The following is a 20,864-nucleotide window of genomic DNA, read 5'->3' on the forward strand; positions in this document are numbered from 1 at the left end:
GCGGGCCGGCGCCCGAGGCGGTCGGGCCGGTAGAAGCCGCCGCGCAGGCGGAAGCTGCCGCGGGGCGAGGCGCCGTCGCCCTCGCGCTTCACCCGGGTCTGGCCGCCCTTCCCGAGGGCGCAGGGAATCAGGACCAGGCCGGCGATCAGGGTGCCGCGGCTGCGGTCGAGGGGATCGGGGCGGACCCGCAGCCGGGAAAGGGTGATGCGCTTCATCGCTCCTCTCTACGGTGCGGAGGCGACGGGCTCCAGGGCCGTCGCGACCGCCCCGGGGTGACAGGGCGCCCCGTCCCGCGGACAATGCCGGATCCCCTCCAACAGCCGCTCCGACGATGCCCGAGCCGACCCCGATCCTCACCGACGCCGCGCCGGACTGGCTCGGCTGGCTGCCGTCGCGCCTCGTCGCCATCGACGTCGAGACGACCGGGCTGGCCGAGACCGACCGGATGGTGAGCTTCGGCGCCGTGGCGCTCGACACCGCCTCCCTGGCCGCCGGCCTGCCGGAGGTCGCCTGCCATCACCTGATCTTCGACCCCGGCCGCGCGAGCCATCCGCGGGCCGAGGCGGTGCATGGCTACGACGACTGGCTGCTGCGCCACCAAGATCCGGCCGGGATCCACGCCGGCACCCTCGCGGCCGTGCTCGCCGGGGCCGACCTCGTCGTCGCCCACAACGCCGCCTTCGACCTCGGCTTCCTCCGCCGCGAGCTTCACGCGGCGGGCCTGCCGCCGGTCGCCGCCAGGGTCTACTGCACCATGGAGGCGTATCGACGCCGGGGCGAGAAGGGCCGGGCGGCCCTCGACGCGGTGTGCCGGCGCATCGGCCTCGCCCGGGCCGGCACACGCCACGGCGCCCTCGAGGATGCGTGGCTGGCGCTCCGGGCCTATCTGTGGCTCCAGGCCTGCCCGGTGGCGGTCGCGCGCCCACCGCTCTCCGCTCCGACCAACCTGCGCCAGGTTCCACCCCGGCCCGAGGGCCCGCTGCCGCCCCGTCCGTGAGGCCGGCGCCGTGGACAGGCCCGGGCGCGGCCCTTGCCGCGGCGGGACGCTCCGCTACTCTGCCTCCGCACGCTGCCAGGCTGCGGTCCGCCCGGATCGTCGCCCGCCCGGGCGGCGGCCGGCGGGACGCACCTCTCCGGCGGCCGCCCGTTTTCCTCGAGAGTGCCGGTTCGATGTCGAACGCCCACCGCCTGCTCGTCGTCGACGACGATCCGACCCTGCGCGACACGCTGACCGAGCAGCTCGCCCTCTCGGATGCCTTCGACGTCGTCACCGCGGAGACCGCGCAGGAGGCGATGGACCGGGTCGCGGCCGAGCGGGTCGATCTCGTGGTGATGGATGTCGGGCTGCCCGACCTCGACGGGCGCGAGGCCGTGCGGCAGATGCGCCAGGGCGGCTTTCGCGGCCCGGTCATCATGCTGACGGGCCAGACCTCGGACACCGACACGGTGATGGGGCTGGACGCCGGCGCCAACGACTACGTGACGAAGCCGTTCAAGCTCGCGGTGCTGCTCGCCCGCATCCGGGCCCAGCTGCGCCAGTACGAGGCGAGCGAGGACGCGGTGTTTCAGATCGGGCCCTACACCTTCCGGCCGGGGGCCAAGCTCCTCGTCGGCGAGCGCGGCTCGAAGCTGAAGCTCACCGAGAAGGAGACGGCGATCCTGCGCTTCCTCTATCGGGCCGGGCGGCAGGTGGTGGGCCGCGACACGCTGCTCGCCGAGGTCTGGGGTTACAACGCCCAGGTGACGACGCACACGCTCGAGACCCACATCTACCGCCTGCGCCAGAAGATCGAGCCCAACCCCGCCACCGCCTCGATCCTGGTGACCGAGGGCGGCGGCTACAAGCTGCTGCCCTGAAGCGGTCTCGCCGCCGCACGCCTGCTCAGCCGCCCGGGCGCGACAGGCGCTTCGCCCGCCTTCAGGTGATCAGCCCGCGGGCCTCGATCGGGATCGTGCCGACGACGGCGCCGTCGCGCACGGCCACGAACGCGTCCACCATGTTGACGACGACGCAGACGTGGTTGGGCACCACCTCCACCAGGGTGCCGACCGGGGGCCTGTCGGCGCAGGCCGCGAGATCGAGGAAGCCGTGCTCCTCGGCGAAGCCGGCGATGCGGGCGCCCGGATGGTCGGGCAGCAGCCCGAACCCGTCGAGGCCGCCGCCGGTGTCGCTGGTCAGCGTCTTGGAGCCGGCATCCAGGATGCCGCGCGCCTCGCCCGCCCGGCTCACCACCCGGGTGAGCACCGCGAGGGCGCACTCCTCCAGGGCGGCGACGCCCGCCGCCATCATCATGCGGTCGTTGAAGATCACGGTGCCGGCCCGGTGCTCGGTGGTGCCGCGGACCTGCCCGATCTCCGGCAGGTTCGGTGTGCCGCCAGTCGAGACGATGCGGGCCTGCAGGCCGTGCGCCGCGAGGCCGGCCTGGGCCGCGTCGAGGAAGGCCTGCGCGGCCGCGACGCCGCCGGCCGGCGGGTAGAGCAGCAGGCCCGCGAAGGCGAGGCCGGGCCGGGCGGCGATGTCGCGGGCGAGCGCCACCGCCTCGCCCGGCGTCTCGACTCCGGCGCGCTTGCGGCCGGTGTCGCATTCCACCACCACGTCGAGGCGGCGCCCGCCCGCGGCGGCGGCCTCGGCCAGGCCCGCCACCGTCACCGGGTTGTCCGCCGCCACGGTGATCCGGGCCGGGCTCTCCCGCAGGAGGTGGCCGAGGCGCCCGACGGCGTGCGAGCCGATGAGGTTGTAGCTCACCAGGATGTCGTCGATCCCCGCCCGCGCCATCACCTCGGCCTCGCCGAGCTTCTGGCAGGTGACGCCGCGAGCGCCGGCCTCGATCTGCATCCGGGCGAGGACCGGGCTCTTGTGCGTCTTGATGTGCGGGCGGTTGGCGACGCCGGCCGCGTCGCAGGCGGCCTGCAGCCGCGCGATGTTGCGGGCCACCCGGTCGAGGTCGATGACGATCGCGGGCGTGCCGTAGCGGCGGGCGATCTCGTCGCGGAGGGCGGGGGCGATCATCGCGGCGCGCCCGGCAGGGCCCGCGGCGCGCGCGGCATCGGTACGAGGCTCATCGGGGTCCCTCCTGCGGCCAGCTTTCGGTCCGGACCGTATCCTCAAACGGCGCCCGCCGCCCACCCTTGGACCACCGTTGGGAAAAGGCTCCTGTCGTCCCTTCGGAGCAACCCAATCTTTAGGCTCCGCGTCCTAGAGGGAGGATCGCAGGCACTGCGACCGGAGCTCCGATGCATCCTCGACCCCGCAGGCGGCGCTCCGCCGCGTCCCGCACGCTGGCCGGGTCGATCATCGCCGCCACCCTGGTGATCGGGGCCGCCTCCACCATCATGGTCATGCAGATGCGCCGGAGCGCCTGGGACCAGGTGGGCGGGGTGTCGCAGAACCTGCTGGAGGCGGTCGAGCACATGGTCGACCGCAACATCGAGCTCTACGACCTGTCGCTCCGGGCCGTGGGCGAGGGCCTGCGCGATCCGGAGGCCGACGGGATCGCGCCGAACCTGCGCCAGCTCGTCCTGTTCGACCGCGCCGCCACCGCCAGCGGACTCGGGGCCATCCTGGCCCTCGATCCGCAGGGCCAGGCCTTCGCCGACTCGACCGCCGTGGTGCCCCGGCCGCTGCGCTTTCCCGACGCCGATTTCTTCCTGGTCCACAAGCAGCGGGAGGATGCCGGCCTCTACATCGGCAAGCCGCTCCGCGTGGAGTCGGACGGGCGCTGGGTGATCCCGCTCAGCCGCCGCCTCGCCTATGCGGACGGGGCGTTCGCCGGCGTCGTCGTCGGCACGATCGACGTCGCCTACTTCAACGCCCTGTTCGGCCGGCTCAGCATCGGCGAGCGGAGCCGCATCGCGTTCTTCCGTGAGAGCGGGGAGATCCTGGTCCGCAGCCCGATGCAGGAGGGCGTGATCGGCCGCAGCCTGATGGAGGCGGCGCACTTCCCGCGCTTCTTCGAGCATCATTCGGGCCAGTTCGTCGCAACCGGCTACACCGAGGCGATCGAGGGATTGTTCACCTACAGCCGGATCGGCGACCATCCCCTGGTCGCGACGGTGATGGTGCCGACCGATGCGATCGCGGCGCTGTGGCGGCCGAAGGCCGCCGCGGTCGTCGCCCTGGTGGCGGTTTTGTGCGGCGGCATGGTGGGGCTGACCCTGCTGCTCCAGCGCGAGCTCGAGCGGCGCGGACGGGCCGAGGAGCAGGCGCTCGCGGCCAACCGCGACCTCGCCCGCCTCGCCAACACCGACGGGCTCACCGGCCTGCCGAACCGGCGCCACTTCGACGAGGCCTTCGCGCGGGCGCGCGAGTGGTCGCAGCAGACCGCGACGCCGTTCTGCCTCGTCCTGCTCGATGCCGACCGGTTCAAGCGCTACAACGACACCTATGGGCACCTCGCCGGAGACGAGGTGCTGCGCGCCGTCGCCCGCGTGCTGCAGCGCCAGGTCCGGAGCCCGCTCGAGGTCGCCTGCCGAATCGGCGGCGAGGAATTCGCCGTGCTGCTGCCCGGCGCCTCTGGCCCGGAAGCCGTCGCCCGGGCCGAGCGCATCCGCCACGCGGTGGCGCGGCTGCGGATCCCGCACACCGGCAACGAGAGCGGGATCGTGACCCTGAGCCTCGGCGTCGCCGAGGCGGTGGCGGGCGAGACCGGCGGTGAGTGCTTCTCGGCCGCCGACGCGGCCCTCTACGAGGCCAAGCGCCAGGGTCGCAACCGCGTGGTGGCGCACCCGGGCGGCACGACGGCCACGCAGGTCGCCTGACACATCACCGGAAGGGTTGAGCTTCGCGCTTGGTGCGGGCCCGCCGGATCGGCTAGAGCTTGGCCGGGCCGCCCGGATGCGGAAGACTGCGCAGGCGCGGCAGGGGAGAGCGAGGCCGTTGGCGCTCGACGACGACATCGCGATTCTGGCCGCCGCGCCGCTCTTCGGATTGATGAACCGGGACGCTCTCCGGCTGATCTCGTTCGCGGCCGAGCGACGGCGGCTGGAGCCGGGCGCCGTGCTGTTCTCCCGCGGCGAGGCGGCCGAGGGCGGCTTCGTGGTCACCCGCGGCACGGTGGTGCTGGAGCCCCGCGGCCCCAGCGGCGTCCCGGTCGAGGCCGGCCCCTCGGCGCTGATCGGCCAGACCGCCCTGTTCCTCACCCTCGAGCGGCCGACCACCGCCCGGGCGGGCGCCGCCCCGGTGGAGGTCATGGTGATCACCCAGGCGGTGATGCGCCGGGTGCTCGAGGTGTTTCCCGACGCCGCGGCGGTGATTCACGACGCGCTCGCCGACGAGCTCACGGCCCTGACCCAGGCTTTCGCCGGCAGCCGCGCCGCCGAGCCGAGGTGACAGCACGGGCAGGCCTTTGATCGCGGGCGGGCCTTTGATAGAGGGGCACGACCCGAAGCCTCCCGTCTTGGACCTGACTCCCATGTCGCACGCCGATCTCGCCCGGACCATCGAAGCCGCCTGGGAGGACCGCGCGAATGTCGGCGCCGACACGCGCGGGCCGGTGCGCGAGGCCGTCGACGCCGCCCTGGCGCTCCTCGATTCGGGCGAGGCGCGCGTCGCCGAGAAGGCCGACGGCCAGGACTGGCACGTCAACCAGTGGCTCAAGAAGGCGGTTCTGCTCTCCTTCCGCCTCAACGACATGGCGGTGATTCCCGGCGGCCCCGGCGGCGCGGCCTGGTGGGACAAGGTACCGTCGAAGTTCGAGGGGTGGGACGCCGCGCGCTTCCGCGCCGCCGGCTTCCGGGCGGTGCCGGGCGCGGTGGTGCGCCGGGGCGCCCACATCGCCGCCGGCGCGGTGCTGATGCCCTCCTTCGTCAACCTCGGCGCCTACGTGGGCGAGGGCACGATGGTCGACACCTGGGCCACGATTGGCTCCTGCGCGCAGGTGGGGAAGAACTGCCACATCTCCGGCGGCGCCGGCATCGCCGGCGTTCTCGAGCCGCTGCAGGCCAACCCGGTCATCATCGAGGACAACTGCTTCATCGGTGCCCGCGCCGAGGTGGCCGAGGGCGTGATCGTCGGCGAGGGCAGCGTGCTGTCGATGGGCGTCTATATCGGCGCCTCGACCAAGATCATCGACCGGGCGACCGGCGAGGTCTCCTACGGCCGCGTGCCGCCCTACTCGGTGGTGGTGTCGGGGACCCAGCCCGGCAAGGCGCTGCCAGACGGCACGCCCGGCCCGTCGCTGTACTGCGCCGTCATCGTCAAGCGCGTCGATGCCGGCACCCGGGCGAAGACCGGCATCAACGAGCTCCTGCGGGACTGACCGTCCCGTGCGGGACTAAATCGTCCCGAGCGGGACTGACCGTCCCGTGCGGGGCCGGTCCCGCGTCGCGGTCCTCAGACCGCGACGTTGTCGATGAGGCGCGTGCGGCCGAGATAGGCCGCCGCCAGCACCCGGGCCGGGCCCTCGACCCGCTCGAGGGGCGCCAGGGTCTCGGCGTCGTTGACCGAGAGGTACTGCACCGGGCCGAAGCCGGCCGCCTCCAGGCTCGCGCGGCCCTCGGCCAGGGCGGGGGCGGTCGGCGCACCGCCGCGCACGGCCTCCGCCACCTGCCGCAGGACGGCGACCATCGCCGGCGCAGCCCGTCGCTCCTCGGCCGAGAGGTAGCGGTTGCGCGACGACAGGGCGAGGCCGTCGGCCTCCCGCAGGGTCGGCACGCCCTCGATCACGACCGGCACGTCGAGGTCGCGCGTCGCGCGCCGGACCACCTGGAGCTGCTGGAAATCCTTCTCGCCGAACATCGCCCGGTCCGGCAGGCATTGCAGCAGCAGCTTCGTCACCACGGTGGCGACGCCGGCGAAGTGCCCGGGACGCAAGGGACCGCACAGGACCTCCGTCAGCCCGGTCACCGTCACGGTGGTGGCGAAGCCCGGCGGGTACATGGCCGCCACGTCGGGCAGGAAGGCGGCGTCGGCGCCGGCCTGCGCCAGCAGGGCGATGTCGGCCTCCAGGTCGCGCGGGTAGCGGGAGAAGTCCTCGTTCGGGCCGAACTGCGTCGGGTTGACGAAGATGCTGACCACGACCCGCCGGCAGCTCACCTGCGCCTGCCGCACCAGGGCGAGGTGCCCCTCGTGCAGCGCCCCCATGGTCGGCACCAGCGCCACGGCCTCCCGGGCGGCCCGCCAGGCGCGCACCTGCGCCCGTAAAGCGGCCACGTCGCCGAGCCGGATGACGGTGCCGGCAGGGGAGGGGGATGAGGTCATCGGGGGCGCTCCGGTCTTCGAACCGGGCGGGACCCTAATCACGGCCGGTCGCGCACGCCAGGGCGCCTTTGCGCCAAGACGTGGGATCGGTCCGGCCGGGTTCGCCCCACCTCGGACGCGGCGCCAGGGTCCCCTGACATGCGCGAGGACTTACCCAGAATTGTCCTACCCTTTGGCGAGATGGGGCGATTCGGCATCGGATCGCCATGGGCCTGAACAGATGTGCTCCATCCGCCCGCGCTCTACAGCAGCGACATTCCTCCGTCGCTCCCGGCAAGGGCAGCCTCGACGGCGCAGGGGCGGGACACGGTCGGGCAGACGGCCCGGGTGCGACTCCGCGCGACGGACGCCTCGTGCTCCCGCGACGAACGGCCGGATCGGGCCTGGGCGGCCCCGATTGATCTGCGGAGCCGAATCGTGCACGGCGACCGCGCGGCCGAGCCTGCCCGAGGACGACGTCGGGCTGGTCCTCGCGGCGGTCGAGGCGGCGCTGAGCGAGGAGGATCCTGACCGTGACCCCGGACGACCTCGCCGGCACCCTCGACGGCACCCTCGACTTCCTGCGGCGGGCGGAGGCGCTCAAGAGCACCCTGCGCAGCGGCTACGCCGCGTCCGGCCGGCAGGAGAGCACCGCCGAGCACACTTGGCGGCTGTGCCTGATGGTGATGGTCCTGGCGGACGGCCTCGACGGGGTCGACGCGCTGAAGCTGTTCAAGATGTGCCTCGTCCACGACCTCGCCGAGGCGGTGGGCGGCGACATCCCGGCGACCGATCCCCGGGCGACGGACAAGGCCGCGCAGGAGCGGCGCGACCTCCTGGCGCTCATTGCGCCGCTGCCGCCGGCGCGCCGGGACGAGATCGTGGGGCTGTGGGAGGAGTACGAGGCCGGCACCTCGCCGGAGGCGATCCTGGCCAAGGGATTCGACAAGCTGGAGACGATCCTCCAGCACAACCAGGGCCTCAACCCTCCGGGCTTCGACTATTCCTTCAACCTCGTCTACGGCGCGACGCACACCGGCCGGCACCCGCTGACCGCGGCGATCCGGGCCGTGCTGGACGCCGAGACCCGGGCGCGCATGGCGCCGCGGCCGGGCGGACCGCCTACAGGCACCCCCTGACCAGCCGCCGGCCGTACGGGTCGTCGATGCCGCGCGGGGGCGGGAAGCCGTAGTAGCTCGGCTTGCCGAGCCCGTAGGGTGAGCCGACATAGGTCGGGTCGCCCGGTGCGTTGGTGGGCACGAAGCCCTGGCCCGGCGGGCAGGCGATCCGGGCCCGGGTGGCGGGCGAGGCGTCGCTGTCGCCGCGGGGGAAGTAGCGGGGCGCCGGGGCGTAGCCGGGCGCGGGACGCGGATCCGGCCAGAGGCCCGGCTCCGGCATGTCGGCGGCTCCCACCGGCCCTGCGAGGCCGAGGGCGAGGACGCCCGCCACGAGCCTCACGCCGTTACCCATCCGACCGCCCCATCGCCCGACCATGGCTCAAGCCTTGGCGGATCGTGGTTAACGGAGCGTTTCCGATCAGGTCACGGCCTCGGTGCGCGCCTGGAGCACGCGCACGAGATCGGCGGGCTTGAGGCGCAGCTGCAACCCGCGCTGGCCGCCGTTGACGAAGATCTCCGGGAGGGCGAGGGCGGCGGAATCGACCAGCGTCGGCACCGCCCGCTTCTGGCCGAGCGGGCTGATGCCGCCGACGTGGTAGCCGGTGAGCCGCTCGGCCTCGGCCGGGCGCATCATCGCGGCGGACTTGCCCGCGAAGGCGGCGGCGAGCCGCTTGAGCGAGACCTCCCGGTCGGAGGGCACCAGCACGCAGACCGGCTTGCCGTCGACGGTCGCCATCAGGGTCTTGAACACCTCGCCCGGCGGCACGCCCATCGCCTCGGCAGCCTGGAGGCCGATGCGGGTCGCCTCCGGATCGTAGTCGTAGGCGTGGACGCTGTGGGTGATGGCGGCGCGGGAGAGGGCCTGGGTGGCCCGGGTGGTCTTCGACATCGTAAGGCGCGGCACGGTTTCCGGTGACGTGGGTCGGCTTAGAGGGCGACCGCGTAGACATCCCCCGAATTCGCCGCCTGCGGCAACCCCGTCACGCAGGCCGCCATCTCCTCCCGGCCGACGAAGCGGCCGAAGCTCAGGGTCTGGCTCTCGCCGAGCGCCACGTCGAAGCCGTACGGCCCGAGCGCCGCGAGCCGGTCGAGGCAGCGCAGGGCGACGTCCCGGGCGATGGTGGTGAACTCGAAGGACAGGGCCGGCAGCGGCGCCGACAATCCCGCCAGCACCCGATCCTCGAAGCCCTCGACGTCGATCTTCGCGAAGGCCGGGCGCCCGTGCGCCGCCACCAGCCGGTCGAGGGTGGTGGCCGGCACCGTCAGCCGGTCGTCCCAGACCTGCCCCTCCCAGCCCGGCGCGCCGCACGCCGCCGCGATGAAGCCGGCGGAGGCCGAGGACACGGTCGGGTTCGCCCGGTTGAGGTGGAGCACGACCTCGCCCTCGCGGTCGCTTGCCGCCGCCGCGACGAGGGTCACGCCGGGGTCGCAGCCGTGGAGCAGGCGCAGCGCCCGTGCCGGCCCAGGCTGCGGCTCGAGGGCGACGACCCGGGCGCCGAGGCGGCGGAAGGCCGCCACCCGGTCGCCCACATGGGCGCCGACGTCGAACACCAGGTCGCCGGGCCGCACGAAGCGCCGGTAGAGCGCGTCCATCGCGGCCGTGGGCGCCGCCGGCCCACGATAGATCCGCAGCGAGCGGCCGACCGCGGCGGCGGTTCCTGTCGGGCGTGTCATCGTGGGGCTCCGGACGATCCGTCCGGAGCCCTATCAGTAGATCGCCGGCTCGGGCACCGGGGCGCCGTACTCGGTGCGCAGGAAGTCGAAGTCGCAGCCCTCGTCCGCCTGCTGGATGTGGCGCGAGAACATCACGCCGTAACCGCGCTCGTAGCGGGGCGCCGGAGGGGTCCAGGCGGCGCGCCGGCGCTCCAGCTCCTCGTCCGACACCTCCATGCGGATCGAGCGGGCCTCGACGTCGATGCTGACGATGTCGCCGGTGCGCAGCAGCGCCAGCGGGCCGCCGATGAAGGATTCGGGCGCGACGTGGAGCACACAGGCGCCGTAGCTGGTGCCGCTCATCCGCGCGTCGGAGAGGCGCAGCATGTCGCGGTGCCCCTCCTTGAGGAGCTTCTTCGGCATCGGCAGCATGCCCCATTCGGGCATGCCCGGCCCCCCTTGCGGCCCGGCATTGCGCAGCACCAGCACGTGGTCGGCGGTCACGTCCAGGTTCTCGTCGTCGATCGCGCTCTTCAGCGACGGGTAGTCGTCGAAGACGAGCGCCGGGCCGGAATGCTTGAGGAAGCGCTGGTCCATCGCCGCCGGCTTGATGACGCAGCCGCTCGGCGCGAGGTTGCCCTTCAGCACCGCGAGTGAGCCCTGGCCGTAGACCGGGTTCGACAGCGGCCGGATCACGTCGGCGTTGTAGACCTTCGCGCCCTCGATCGCCTCGCCCAGCGTCTGCCCGCTCACCGTCAGGCAGTCGAGGTGCAGGTGCTCGCGGATCTCGTTCATCAGCGCCCGGATGCCGCCGGCGTAGAAGAAATCCTCCATCAGGTAGGCGTTGCCGCTGGGCCGCACGTTGCCGATCACCGGCACCTTGCGGCTGTAGCGCTCGAAGTCGTCGAGGCCGATGGCGTGGCCGGCCCGGCGCGCCATGGCGATCAGGTGGATGATCGCGTTGGTCGAGCAGCCCATCGCCATCGCCACCGCGATGGCGTTCTCGTAGGCCTCGCGGGTCTGGATCCGCTGGGGCGTCAGGTCCTCCCACACCATGTCGACGATGCGCCGGCCGGATTCCGAGCACAGCCGGATGTGGCCGGCATCGGCCGCGGGGATCGACGAGCCGCCGGGCAGCACCATGCCGACGGCCTCCGCGATCGCCGTCATCGTCGAGGCGGTGCCCATGGTCATGCAGGTGCCGTAGGAGCGGGCGATGCCGCCCTCGATCCCGAGCCAGTCCTGGTCGGTGATCTTGCCGGCGCGCAGCTCGTCCCAGTACTTCCAGCTGTCGGAGCCGGAGCCCAGCACCTTGCCCTGCCAGTTGCCGCGCAGCATCGGCCCGGCCGGGATGTAGATCGCCGGCAGGTTCATGCTGGTCGCGCCGAGGAGCAGGCCTGGCGTGGACTTGTCGCAGCCGCCCATCAGCACCGCGCCGTCGACCGGGTGGGAGCGCAGAAGCTCCTCGGTCTCCATCGCCAGCATGTTGCGGTAGAGCATGGTGGTCGGCTTGACGAAGCTCTCGGAGACCGAGATCGCCGGCAACTCGACCGGGAAGCCCCCCGCCATCAGGATCCCGCGCTTCACGTCGTCGACGCGGTGCTTGAAGTGGGCGTGGCAGGGCTGGAGGTCGGACCAGGTGTTGAGGATCGCGATGACCGGCTTGCCGGTCCACTCCTCGGGGGCGTAGCCCATCTGCATCGCCCGGGAGCGGTGCCCGAAGGAGCGCAGGTCCGCCGGCCCGAACCAGCGCGCCGAGCGCAGGGAGGAGGGCTCGCGGCGCACGACCTGCGGGCCGTCGGGAATGTCGCCGGGCTCGAGTTCGGGCGGGGGGAGCGGATCGTGGGCCATGGTTCGGGCTCCTGTTGTCTATCGTTGCTTCTAATGTCGGGCCCCTCCGCCCGTCCGCTGCTCCCTGCCCCCCTCGGCGCAGGGCTGGCCGAGTGAGCCTCGGGTGCAAGGAAAAGCGCGGGTCTCTCCTCTCCCCGCGGGCGGGGAGAGGGCTGTGTCCCTGTTCAAGGGACGCAGCGAGCGGAGGCGAGGCCGAAGCGAGGGTGAGGGGGGCTCGACGAGCGAGCCTCTTCGGAAACACCCCCTCACCCTCGCCCTGCGGGCTCCTTGAGCACCCGACAAGAGGTGCTCAAGCCTCTCCCCGCACGCGGGGAGAGGGGAGACCCGCGCCTTCCTCCTCCCGGACGGGTCCTGTCCCCTGCGTGGGAGGGTGTCAGGTCAGTGCTGCAGCCCCCACTTCTGCACCGTGCGCCGCTCGACCGTGCGGAAGATCAGGTTCTCGACCACGAGACCGATGATGATGACCGTGAGGAGACCCGCGAACACCGCCGGGATGTCGAGGAGGTTGCGGTTCTCGAAGATGAACCAGCCGAGGCCGCCCGCCCCCGAGGACACGCCGAAGACCAGCTCCGCCGCGATCAGCGTGCGCCAGGCGAAGGCCCAGCCGATCTTGAGGCCGGTGAGGATCGAGGGGAACGCCGCCGGGATCAGGATCTTGGTGACGTAGGGCAGGCCCTTGAGGCCGTAGTTGCGCCCGACCATCCGGAGCGTGTTCGAGACGCCGCGGAAGCCCGAATGAGTGTTGAGCGCCACCGCCCACAGCACCGAGTGGACCAGCACGAAGACGAGGCTGCCGTTGCCGAGGCCGAACCAGATCAGCGCCAGCGGCAGGAGCGCGATCGCCGGCAGCGGGTTGAACATCGCCGTCATCGTCTCGAGGAAGTCGGTGCCGATGCGGGTCGAGATCGCCAGCATCGTCAGCGTCGCGGCGAGCGCGATGCCGGCGACGTAGCCCATCAGCAGAACCTTGAGCGACGAGAAGGCGCGGTTCGGGATCGTGCCGTCGAGGGTCTGCTGGTAGAGCGTCGTGACGGTGTCGGAGAAGGTCGGGAACAGCAGCGGATTGTCGAGGATCCGGGCGTAGACCTCCCAGATCAGCGCCAGCACGATGATGATCGCGGTCTTGCGCACGAAGCCGCTGTTCCACAGGATCTCGGCGGTGCCGAGCTGGCGCTCGACCGCGCCGTCGGCGGCGGGCGCCGCCTCGCTCATGATGATGCGGGCCGGCATGGTGGCGGTCATGGCTTGCCTCCTCGTCCTCAGGCGCTCGACGCTCAATCGTGGTGGCCGGGCTCGTCGGCGAACAGCAGGTCGTGGATCTGCTGCTCGAGCTGGCCGGCGCTGCCGTCCTGGGACGACACCCGGTCGACGTCGCGCACCTCGGCCTTGACCCGGCCCGGATGGGGCGAGAGCAGCAGGATGCGGTTGCCGATCTTGATCGCCTCGGCGATCGAGTGGGTGACGAACAGCACCGTGAACTTCGTCTCTTTCCAGAGCTGCAGGAGCTCGTCCTGGCAGGTGCGCCGGGTCAGCGCGTCGAGGGCCGCGAAGGGCTCGTCCATCAGCAGGATGTCGGGCTCCATCGCCATGCCGCGGGCGATGGCGACGCGCTGCTTCATGCCGCCCGAGAGCGTGTGGGGGTAGCTGTCGATGGCGCGCGTCAGGCTGACCTTCTCGATGTAGGCCTTCGCCCGCTCCTCCGCCTCGCGCCGGGACATCTTGCGGGCGTTGAGGAGCGGGAACATCACGTTCTCCAGCACCGTCTTCCAGGGCAGGAGCTGGTCGAACTCCTGAAACACCATCATCCGGTCGGCGCCAGGCTCCTTGACCACCCGGTCCTTGATGCGGATCTCGCCCTCGCTCGGGTGCAGGTAGCCGCCCACCGCCTTGAGCAGGGTGGACTTGCCGCAGCCGGACGGCCCGAGCAGCACGAAGCGGTCGGAGGTGTCGACCTGGAAGCTGACGCGCTCGGTCGCGGTGACCAGCACGTTGGGCGTCTTGTAGCGCAGCGTGACGCCGCGGACGTCGAGGAGCGCGGTCATGATGTCGTGTCCTCTTCTCGGATGGCGTCAGCTGCCGCTCAGGTCGTGGGCGACCGGCAGGTAGTAGTCGGTCCAGGCCTTCGGCTTCGTGCGCAGGGTGCCGATGCGGCCGAGATGCTCGGCGAAGCGCATCGTGCCCTGGGGCTGGAGGTTGAACTCCATCATGCCGGGCTCCTTGAGATAGCTGAGGAGGTCCTCGACGCTGGTCTTGTCGCCGGTGACCTTGCGGTAGATCTCCACCGCCTGGCGGGTGTCGGAGCGGATGAGCGCCTGCGCCTCCTCGGAGGCAGCCCGCACGGCCTGGATGATCTTCGGGTTCGCGTCGGCGAACTTGGTCGTGGTGAAGAACTGGCCCTGCGTCAGCGGCCCGCCGATGATGTCGGGCGAGCGGGCGACGATGTGCGCCCCCGGCACGGTGCGCAGTTCGACGTACTGGAACGGCGGCGCCGCGAAGTGGGTCTTGATCTCGTGGGTCGGGTTGGCGAGCGCGATCGCGGCGTCGGGATGGCCGAGCTGCACCGTGTTGGCGTCGAGGCGGCTCGACTGGTCGGCGCCCCAGATCTCGCCCGCCGCCATCTGCAGCAGGATCGCCTGGGTCGAGACCTTGACGGTCGGCACCGCGATCTTGTCGCCGGGCGCGATGTCCTTGATCGTCCGGATCTTCGGGTCGCGGCTGACGAGCAGGAGCGGCAGCGCCGAGGTCGCCACGATGCCCTTCACGCCGCCCCGCGTGCGGTCCCAGAGCAGCAGCAGGTTGCCGACCCCGGTGTTGACGATGTCGACCCCGCCGGCGAGCAGCGCGTCGGTCTGGCTGCCGCCGCCGCTGAAGGTGAGCCACTTCGTCTTCACGCCCGGCACGCCGAGGCGCTCGGCGTGCTTCTCGATCAGCCCCCGCTTCTCGATGATGTGGGTCGGCAGGTAGATGATGCCGGGCTGGCGCGTGATCGCGATCTCGCTCTTCTGCTGCGCCAGGCCCGGGGCTGCGCCGGACAGGAGCATGCCGGCGGCGAGGAGGCCCGCCGCGAAGGCGCGGCGCGCGGGCGACTGGATCATGAGCGTTCTCCCGATGCCGCTCTTCGAGCGGCGACGCAGGCCGGTCCGTTGTCGATCGCCGGCCTGACACCCTCACTAAAATGGTAATGCATTAGTATGTCAACCGGGAACGGACCATGCTAGGCTTACGCATGGGGCCGCTCCGGCGGCTCCCGCGTCCGCCTTCGAGTACGACCGCCATGAACGCCGTCTTCGCCGGCGCGCAGCGCCTCCGCGACCGCTCGCGCCACGCCGCACCGCAGGTCTTCGACCTGATCCGGGAGAAGATCGTCTCGCTCGACCTCGCGCCCGGCACGGTGCTGTCTCGCCCCGAGCTGCAGGCGAGCTTCGGCCTCAGCGCCACCCCGATCCGTGACGCGCTCCTGCGCCTGCAGGAGGAGGGCTTGGTCGACATCTTCCCGCAATCGGCCACGGTGGTGAGCCGGATCGACCTGGCGGGGGCCCGCCAAGCCCAGTTCCTGCGCCGGGCCGTCGAGCAGGAGGTGGTGCGCACCCTGGCCCAAAACCCCGACCGGGCCCTGGTCGCGCGCCTCCAGGCCTTCGTCGCCGAGCAGGAGATCTTCGCCGGCCGGGGCGACCTCGCGCGGCTGGCCGCCAGCGACGAGGCCTTCCACCGCGCCCTGTGCGAGGCCGCCGCGGTGCCCGACCTCTGGGACCTGATCCGCCGCCGCAGCGGCCACATCGACCGGCTGCGCCGCCTGCACCTGCCGGTCGAGGGCAAGGCGCAGCAGATCGTCGCCGATCACCGGCGGATCGTGGCGGCGCTGAGCGAGGGCACGCCGGAGGAGGCGCAGGAGGCCGTGCGCGACCATCTCTCGAAGTCGATCGCGCTGGGCGACGAGATCCGGGCGCGCTGGCCGGCGTATTTCGCGTGAGCGTTCCAGCATCTCTCCCCTTTCCCGGACGACTGGAGCGTCAGCGGAAGGAGATCCGGGAAGGGGGCTCCCGTCCTGAGGGTAGAGATTGCGTTCCTACCCGCGCCCCACCACCGTCCGGATCGCGAAGCTCGACTGGATGCGCGCCACCCCCGGCAGGCGCGACAGCACCTCCTTGTGCAGGCGCTCGTAGTCGCCCGCATCCGACACCTCGATCCGCATCAGGTAGTCGGACAGGCCGGTCATCAGGTAGCAGTCGCGCACCTCCGGGCAGCGGCGCACCGCCGCCTCGAAGCGGTTGAGCGACTCCTCGGTCTGCCGCTCCAGGGTGATCTGCGTCAGCACCACGAGGTGGACCTCGCGCTCGTCGGCCTCGATCAGGGCGGTGTAGCCGCGGATGGTGCCGTTCTGTTCGAGGAGCCGCAGGCGGCGCAGGCAGGCCGAGGGCGACAGCCCGACCTTGGCGGCGAGATCCGCGTTGCTGATGCGGCCGTCGCCGCGCAGGACGCGCAGGATGCGCGCGTCGATCTCGTCCCGCCCGGCCACTGCGCAATCTCCTGTCGTTTCGCCGCAGATCATTGCGTATTGTAGCATAATCTAGCAGGCCATGCGCCGATCTGGCGAGAAATTCGGCGATCCTTGCGCGACACTCCCACCATCGGCCAGGCGCCGGGTCGGGCATTGCAAGAGGCTTAGGGCGCGACGGAAGGTATTGCGGCGATGCGCGTTCTGATCCTCGGCGGCGGCGTGGTCGGCGTCACCTCGGCCTACTACCTCGCCAAGGCCGGCCACGAGGTCACAGTGCTCGACCGCCAGCCGGGCGCGGGCCTCGAGACCAGCTTCGCCAATGCGGGCCAGGTCTCTCCCGGCTACTCGGCGCCCTGGGCCGCCCCCGGCATCCCCGTGAAGGCGATGAAGTGGCTGATGATGCGCCACCGGCCGCTGGTGCTGTGGCCGAGCCTGGAGCCCAAGCTCTACGGCTGGCTCGCCCGCATGCTGGCGAACTGCACCGAGGACGCCTACCGCCGCAACAAGGGCCGGATGGTGCGCCTCGCCGAGTACAGCCGCGACGTGCTGCGCGACCTGCGCATCGAGACCGGCATCACCTACGACCACCGCGAGAAGGGCACGCTCCAGCTCTTCCGCACTCAGAAGCAGCTCGACCATGTCGGCGACGACACCGGCGTGCTCGACGAGTACGGTGTTCCTTACGAGGTGCTGGACCCGGCGGGCTGCATCGCGGCCGAGCCGGCGCTCGCCCGGGTGTCGGGCACCTTCGTGGGCGGCCTGCGCCTGCCGGGCGACGAGACCGGCGACGCGCATCTGTTCACGCAGCGCCTCGCCGCGATCTGCGAGCGCATGGGCGTGACGATCCGCTATGGCGCCACCATCACGTCCCTGCGCCAGGAGGGCGGCCGGATCGCCGGCGTGGGTCTCGCCGGCGGCGAGGTGCTGACGGCCGACACGTATGTCGCCGCCATGGGCAGCTACACCCCGGCGATGCTCAAGCCCCTCGGCATCGAGCTGCCGGTCTATCCGGTGAAGGGCTACTCCCTGACCCTGCCGATCACGAACGCGGAGGCCGCCCCGGTCTCGACCGTGATGGACGAGACCTTCAAGGTGGCGATCACGCGGCTCGGCGACCGCATCCGGGTCGGCGGCACGGCGGAACTCGCCGGCTTCAGCCAGGCGCTGCGCGGCCCGCGCCGGGCAACGCTGGAGCGTTCGGTCCTCGATCTCTTCCCGCAGGGCGGCGACGTGTCTCAGGCGAAGTTCTGGACCGGCCTGCGTCCGATGACCCCGGACGGCACCCCGATCGTGGGCGCCACCGCCTATCCCAACCTCTACACCAATACCGGCCACGGCACGCTGGGCTGGACCATGGCCTGCGGCTCGGGCCGGCTGCTCGCCGACCTGATCGGCGGCCGGGCGCCGGAGATCGCCCACCAGGACCTCGCGGAAGCGCGCTACGCCAAGGCGGCGTGAGGGCGGTCTCCCTCACCCACGGTCAATGACATCCTCCGGATCATCCCGGGGCGAGCACCCGGGATCCATAATCGCTGACAGTTCAGAACTGGGCGGAGAGCGTCCCGCTTCGTTCTGCACCGTCAGCGGTTCGGGATCCCGGGTTCCGCTGCGCGGCCCCGGGATGACCCTGTGGAGCGGGAACGTGAGCGCCCATCCGGCAGCCGACGACACTCACCTGCGACACGCGCCTCGCCCGCCCTAGATCCCGCCCCGGGCGGAGAGACGGCGCATGGCGTGGGTCGCAGGCGTGGACGGGTGCCCGGGCGGCTGGGTCGCGGTGTTCGGGCCGCGCGACGGCGGCCCCGGGATCCGCGCCCGGGTGCTGCCGAGCCTGGAGGCGATCTGCGACGCGCCCGAGGCGCCGGCGATCGTCGCCGTCGACATCCCGATCGGCCTGCCCGACCGGGTCGGGCCCGGCGGCCGCACAGCCGAGGTGCTGGTGCGGGCCCTGCTCGGGCCGCGGCGCGCCTCGGTCTTCCCGACCTCGGCCCGCAGCGTCGTCTACGCACCCGACTACACGGCGGCGATCGCCCTGTCGCGCCGGCCCGAGACCCAGCCCTTCGCCCCCTCGCCACCGGCCAACGCGATCTTTCCGCGGATCCGCGAGGCGGACGGGCTGCTGCGGGCGCGGCCCGGGCTGCGGGAGCGGGTCTACGAGGTGCATCCGGAACTCGCTTTCTCAAGCCTCAACGGCGGGATGCCGCTCACGGAATCCAAGCGCGGTCCCGCCGGCGCAGCCCTGCGGCGCGGCCTCCTCGCCCGGGCCGGCCTGCCCGCCGACCTCGCGACCCCGCGCGGCGCCAAGCCCGACGACCTCCTCGACGCGCTGGCGGCGCTCGCCGTCGCGCGGGCCATCGCCAACGGGCGCGGCGTGCCCTATCCCGATCCGCCGGAGCGCGACGCCCACGGCCTGCCGGCCGCGATCTGGACGCTCCCATCCAGCGAGGCCCCCGCATGACCGAAGCTCCGACTGATCTTGCGACCCGCGACATCGCCCGTGCCCTGGTGTTCGACCCGGCCGGCCGCCTCCTGCTGATCGCCTACGAGGCCTCGCGGGACGTCGATCCGGCCCGGCCCGGCGAGCGGACGTTCTGGTTCATGCCCGGCGGCGGGATCGAGCCCGGCGAGACGCCGGAGGCGGCCTGCCGGCGCGAGCTGGAAGAGGAGATCGGCGTCAAGGATGCGCCGCTCGGGCCGCTCGTCGCCCGCTGCGACGGACCGTTCACGCTGTTCAACAAGCCGCGCATCGCGCACGAGCGTTACTTCGTGGTGCGGCTGCCCGACGACCGGGTCGATACCAGCCGCCTCGCCGAGACCGAGGACAACCCCGTCTACGGCACCCGCTGGTGGCCGCTCGACGAGCTGGCCGCCACCCGCGAGCGGGTCGAGCCGCAGGGCCTCGCGGATCTCGCCCGGCGCCTCGTCGCCGGCGAGGCTTTGCCGGAGGTGGTGACATTGTCCTGGGGCCCGGGCGCAGCGTAAGCCGGAGCACCCTCTTCCGAAGGAGCGCAACCATGGACGACGGCCTATCATTTCCCCAGGCGCTGACCGAGGGCTACCGCGCCTTCCTCGACGACCGGTTCGTGCGCGAGCAGGACCGCTACGCCAGCCTCGCCGAGGGGCAGAGCCCCGAGATCCTGATCATCAGCTGCTGCGACAGCCGGGTCTCGCCGGAGGTGATCTTCGATGCGCGGCCGGGCGAATTGTTCGTGGTGCGCAACGTCGCCAACCTGGTCCCGCCCTTCGAGACCGGCGGCGAGTACCACGGCACCTCGGCGGCGCTCGAATTCGCCGTGCAGGCGCTCAAGGTGAAGCACATCGTGGTGCTGGGCCACGCCCGCTGCGGCGGCGTGCGCGCCTTCGCGGACGATGCGGCGCCGCTCTCGCCCGGCGACTTCATCGGCCGCTGGGTCTCGCTGATCCGCCCGGCGGCGGAAGCGCTCGGCGACGAGCCGCGCGGGCCCGACTATCTCGAGCAGCTCGAATACGCCACGGTGACGAACAGCCTGAAGAACCTGATGACCTTCCCCTGCGTGCGCATCCTGGTGGAGCGCGGCAAGCTGCAGCTCCACGGCGCGCATTTCGGCATCGCCACCGGGCAGCTGCGGATCCGCGACCCCGAGACCGGCGAGTTCCGCCTGGCCGAGCCCGACCGGGCGGCGGGCGCGACCAAGCTGATCCGGTGCCAGGACGAAGCGGGCAGCGGGGGCTGAGGTCGTCCTCGCCATTTCCAGGTTGAGCAACTCCCCCTCTCCCGCCCGGGCGAGGGGATCCCTCGAATCCATGGAATGTCAGTCGCTCAGGCTGCCGTTCTACCCTGCATGCCCGATCCGCGCCGCGAGCGCCGGTGCCAGCCCGTGGCTCGGCTTCGGATCCGGCCGGCGGAAGGTGCCGGCCGTCGCCTTGCGGGGGCGCTGCGCCACCAGGGCCTCGGCGAGCTTCACCGCCGCCACCACCTGATCGACCGCCGGCACCGGCAGCCGCTCGCGCACCCGGGCGGCGAGGCCCGACAGGGGCGCGCCGGCGAAGATCAGCACGTCGGCGCCGTCCTCCTCGACCATCGCGTGGGCGAGGTCGAGAAGCTGCGCCTCCTTCTCCTCCTGCACGCCCGCGAGCGCGGCGAAGCGCCCCTCGAGCGCCCGCACCCCGGCGCAGCGCTGCGCCAGGCCGTGGGCGGCGACACACTCCTCGTACCAGGGCAACAGGGCGCGGGCGAAGGTGACGAGGCCGAAGCGCCGGCCGAGCATGCAGGCGTTCAGCATCGCGGCCTCGGCGAGGCCGACCACCGGATAATCGAACAGCTCGCGGGCGCCGAGCAGGCCCGGGTCGCCGAAGGCCGCGATGATGGCGGCGTCGACCGGCGGCGCCTCGGCCAGCATCTCGAGAGCGATCGCGCCGCCGATCTGCGCCTCGGCCCGGGTCGCGATGTAGGGCACGCCCCGTGGCGCCGTCGCCGTCAGGATCTCGGTGCCGGGGGCGGCGACCGCGATGCCGGTGGCGCGCATCAGCTCGGTGACGTCGCGGGTGGTGTTGGGGTTGAGGAGCAGCAGGCGCATCGGCGGTCTCT

The 20,864-nt window shown here is 72.3% G+C and carries 22 protein-coding genes and 1 pseudogene; 11 read left to right on the forward strand and 12 right to left on the reverse strand.

Features of this window, described 5'->3' with window-relative positions; genetic code table 11:
- Positions 1 to 215 (reverse strand): annotated as a pseudogene (locus VQ02_RS06395) (L,D-transpeptidase family protein); the annotation flags it as partial.
- 116 nt (positions 216 to 331) lie between these two features.
- On the opposite strand from VQ02_RS06395, the gene VQ02_RS06400 reads away from it, so the two are divergent.
- Together VQ02_RS06400 and VQ02_RS06405 are read left to right on the forward strand one after the other, a co-directional pair.
- The gene (locus VQ02_RS06400) at positions 332 to 997 is read left to right on the forward strand and encodes a 3'-5' exonuclease (protein WP_048443334.1); all 666 of its coding nucleotides are present in this window, start codon (positions 332 to 334) and stop codon (positions 995 to 997) included.
- Positions 998 to 1,170: 173 nt separating this feature from the next.
- A complete protein-coding gene (locus tag VQ02_RS06405) occupies positions 1,171 to 1,857 on the forward strand; it encodes a response regulator transcription factor (protein WP_048443335.1) in 687 nt (228 codons plus the stop codon).
- Between the two features lie 61 nt (positions 1,858 to 1,918).
- Here VQ02_RS06405 and VQ02_RS06410 read toward each other — a convergent pair whose 3' ends face one another.
- Complete coding sequence (locus VQ02_RS06410; RefSeq protein WP_425339881.1) at positions 1,919 to 3,007, reverse strand: alanine racemase; 1,089 nt, start codon at positions 3,005 to 3,007, stop codon at positions 1,919 to 1,921.
- A 227-nt stretch (positions 3,008 to 3,234) separates the two neighbouring features.
- On the opposite strand from VQ02_RS06410, the gene VQ02_RS06415 reads away from it, so the two are divergent.
- From VQ02_RS06415 to dapD, 3 genes are all read left to right on the forward strand, one after another.
- Positions 3,235 to 4,758 carry a GGDEF domain-containing protein gene (locus tag VQ02_RS06415; RefSeq protein ID WP_048443337.1) on the forward strand — a complete coding sequence of 508 codons (1,524 nt, stop codon included), beginning with the start codon at positions 3,235 to 3,237 and terminating at the stop codon, positions 4,756 to 4,758.
- Between the two features lie 118 nt (positions 4,759 to 4,876).
- The gene (locus VQ02_RS06420) at positions 4,877 to 5,329 is read left to right on the forward strand and encodes a cyclic nucleotide-binding domain-containing protein (RefSeq protein ID WP_048443338.1); all 453 of its coding nucleotides are present in this window, start codon (positions 4,877 to 4,879) and stop codon (positions 5,327 to 5,329) included.
- An 82-nt stretch (positions 5,330 to 5,411) separates the two neighbouring features.
- The gene (gene dapD, locus VQ02_RS06425; protein ID WP_048443339.1) at positions 5,412 to 6,257 is read left to right on the forward strand and encodes a 2,3,4,5-tetrahydropyridine-2,6-dicarboxylate N-succinyltransferase; all 846 of its coding nucleotides are present in this window, start codon (positions 5,412 to 5,414) and stop codon (positions 6,255 to 6,257) included.
- A 74-nt stretch (positions 6,258 to 6,331) separates the two neighbouring features.
- Here dapD and panC read toward each other — a convergent pair whose 3' ends face one another.
- Positions 6,332 to 7,198, reverse strand: coding sequence for a pantoate--beta-alanine ligase (gene panC, locus VQ02_RS06430; protein WP_048443340.1), 867 nt, complete (start codon positions 7,196 to 7,198; stop codon positions 6,332 to 6,334).
- Between the two features lie 506 nt (positions 7,199 to 7,704).
- Here panC and VQ02_RS06435 point away from each other — a divergent pair.
- Positions 7,705 to 8,316, forward strand: coding sequence for an HD domain-containing protein (locus tag VQ02_RS06435; RefSeq protein ID WP_425339882.1), 612 nt, complete (start codon positions 7,705 to 7,707; stop codon positions 8,314 to 8,316).
- Here the strand turns inward: VQ02_RS06435 and VQ02_RS06440 are convergent.
- The 7 genes from VQ02_RS06440 to VQ02_RS06470 all read right to left on the reverse strand — a co-directional run bounded on the left by VQ02_RS06440 (position 8,300) and on the right by VQ02_RS06470 (position 14,894).
- Entirely contained in the window at positions 8,300 to 8,647 is a 348-nt protein-coding gene (locus tag VQ02_RS06440; protein ID WP_048443342.1) for a hypothetical protein, read from the reverse strand. The two genes, VQ02_RS06435 and VQ02_RS06440, sit on opposite strands and share 17 nt — an antisense overlap.
- A 66-nt stretch (positions 8,648 to 8,713) precedes the next feature.
- Positions 8,714 to 9,184 (reverse strand): Cys-tRNA(Pro) deacylase, encoded by a 471-nt coding sequence (gene ybaK / locus VQ02_RS06445; RefSeq protein WP_048443343.1) that lies wholly within the window; start codon positions 9,182 to 9,184, stop codon positions 8,714 to 8,716.
- 38 nt (positions 9,185 to 9,222) lie between these two features.
- Positions 9,223 to 9,969 (reverse strand): FkbM family methyltransferase, encoded by a 747-nt coding sequence (locus tag VQ02_RS06450; protein ID WP_048443344.1) that lies wholly within the window; start codon positions 9,967 to 9,969, stop codon positions 9,223 to 9,225.
- 33 nt (positions 9,970 to 10,002) lie between these two features.
- Positions 10,003 to 11,799, reverse strand: a complete 1,797-nt coding sequence (gene araD, locus VQ02_RS06455; protein WP_083469087.1) for an L-arabinonate dehydratase — start codon at positions 11,797 to 11,799, stop codon at positions 10,003 to 10,005.
- Between the two features lie 378 nt (positions 11,800 to 12,177).
- Positions 12,178 to 13,029 (reverse strand): ABC transporter permease, encoded by an 852-nt coding sequence (locus VQ02_RS06460; protein ID WP_048443384.1) that lies wholly within the window; start codon positions 13,027 to 13,029, stop codon positions 12,178 to 12,180.
- Between the two features lie 44 nt (positions 13,030 to 13,073).
- On the reverse strand, positions 13,074 to 13,841 hold the full coding sequence (locus VQ02_RS06465) for an ABC transporter ATP-binding protein (protein WP_048443345.1): 768 nt from the start codon (positions 13,839 to 13,841) through the stop codon (positions 13,074 to 13,076).
- 27 nt (positions 13,842 to 13,868) lie between these two features.
- A complete protein-coding gene (locus tag VQ02_RS06470) occupies positions 13,869 to 14,894 on the reverse strand; it encodes an ABC transporter substrate-binding protein (protein ID WP_048443346.1) in 1,026 nt (341 codons plus the stop codon).
- A gap of 179 nt (positions 14,895 to 15,073) precedes the next feature.
- On the opposite strand from VQ02_RS06470, the gene VQ02_RS06475 reads away from it, so the two are divergent.
- Complete coding sequence (locus VQ02_RS06475; RefSeq protein WP_048443347.1) at positions 15,074 to 15,769, forward strand: GntR family transcriptional regulator; 696 nt, start codon at positions 15,074 to 15,076, stop codon at positions 15,767 to 15,769.
- Between the two features lie 96 nt (positions 15,770 to 15,865).
- Here VQ02_RS06475 and VQ02_RS06480 read toward each other — a convergent pair whose 3' ends face one another.
- The gene (locus VQ02_RS06480; RefSeq protein ID WP_245239646.1) at positions 15,866 to 16,315 is read right to left on the reverse strand and encodes an Lrp/AsnC family transcriptional regulator; all 450 of its coding nucleotides are present in this window, start codon (positions 16,313 to 16,315) and stop codon (positions 15,866 to 15,868) included.
- Positions 16,316 to 16,489: 174 nt separating this feature from the next.
- Between VQ02_RS06480 and VQ02_RS06485 the strand changes: the two genes are divergently transcribed.
- The 4 genes from VQ02_RS06485 (at position 16,490) to VQ02_RS06500 (ending at position 20,010) form a co-directional block, all read left to right on the forward strand.
- Positions 16,490 to 17,755, forward strand: a complete 1,266-nt coding sequence (locus VQ02_RS06485; RefSeq protein ID WP_048443349.1) for a D-amino acid dehydrogenase — start codon at positions 16,490 to 16,492, stop codon at positions 17,753 to 17,755.
- 271 nt (positions 17,756 to 18,026) lie between these two features.
- Entirely contained in the window at positions 18,027 to 18,755 is a 729-nt protein-coding gene (locus VQ02_RS06490) for a DUF429 domain-containing protein (RefSeq protein ID WP_048443350.1), read from the forward strand.
- Complete coding sequence (locus VQ02_RS06495) at positions 18,752 to 19,279, forward strand: NUDIX hydrolase (RefSeq protein ID WP_048443351.1); 528 nt, start codon at positions 18,752 to 18,754, stop codon at positions 19,277 to 19,279. Before VQ02_RS06490 ends, VQ02_RS06495 begins: the two co-directional genes overlap by 4 nt.
- Positions 19,280 to 19,311: 32 nt before the next feature.
- A complete protein-coding gene (locus VQ02_RS06500) occupies positions 19,312 to 20,010 on the forward strand; it encodes a carbonic anhydrase (RefSeq protein ID WP_048443352.1) in 699 nt (232 codons plus the stop codon).
- Positions 20,011 to 20,109: 99 nt separating this feature from the next.
- On the opposite strand, the gene VQ02_RS06505 is transcribed toward VQ02_RS06500, so the two are convergent.
- Positions 20,110 to 20,853: an aspartate/glutamate racemase family protein gene (locus tag VQ02_RS06505; protein ID WP_048443353.1), complete on the reverse strand. Its 744-nt coding sequence runs from the start codon at positions 20,851 to 20,853 to the stop codon at positions 20,110 to 20,112.
- Positions 20,854 to 20,864 lie beyond the last annotated feature (11 nt).

Origin of the sequence: Methylobacterium variabile, assembly GCF_001043975.1 — a bacterium.
Classification (GTDB): domain Bacteria; phylum Pseudomonadota; class Alphaproteobacteria; order Rhizobiales; family Beijerinckiaceae; genus Methylobacterium; species Methylobacterium variabile.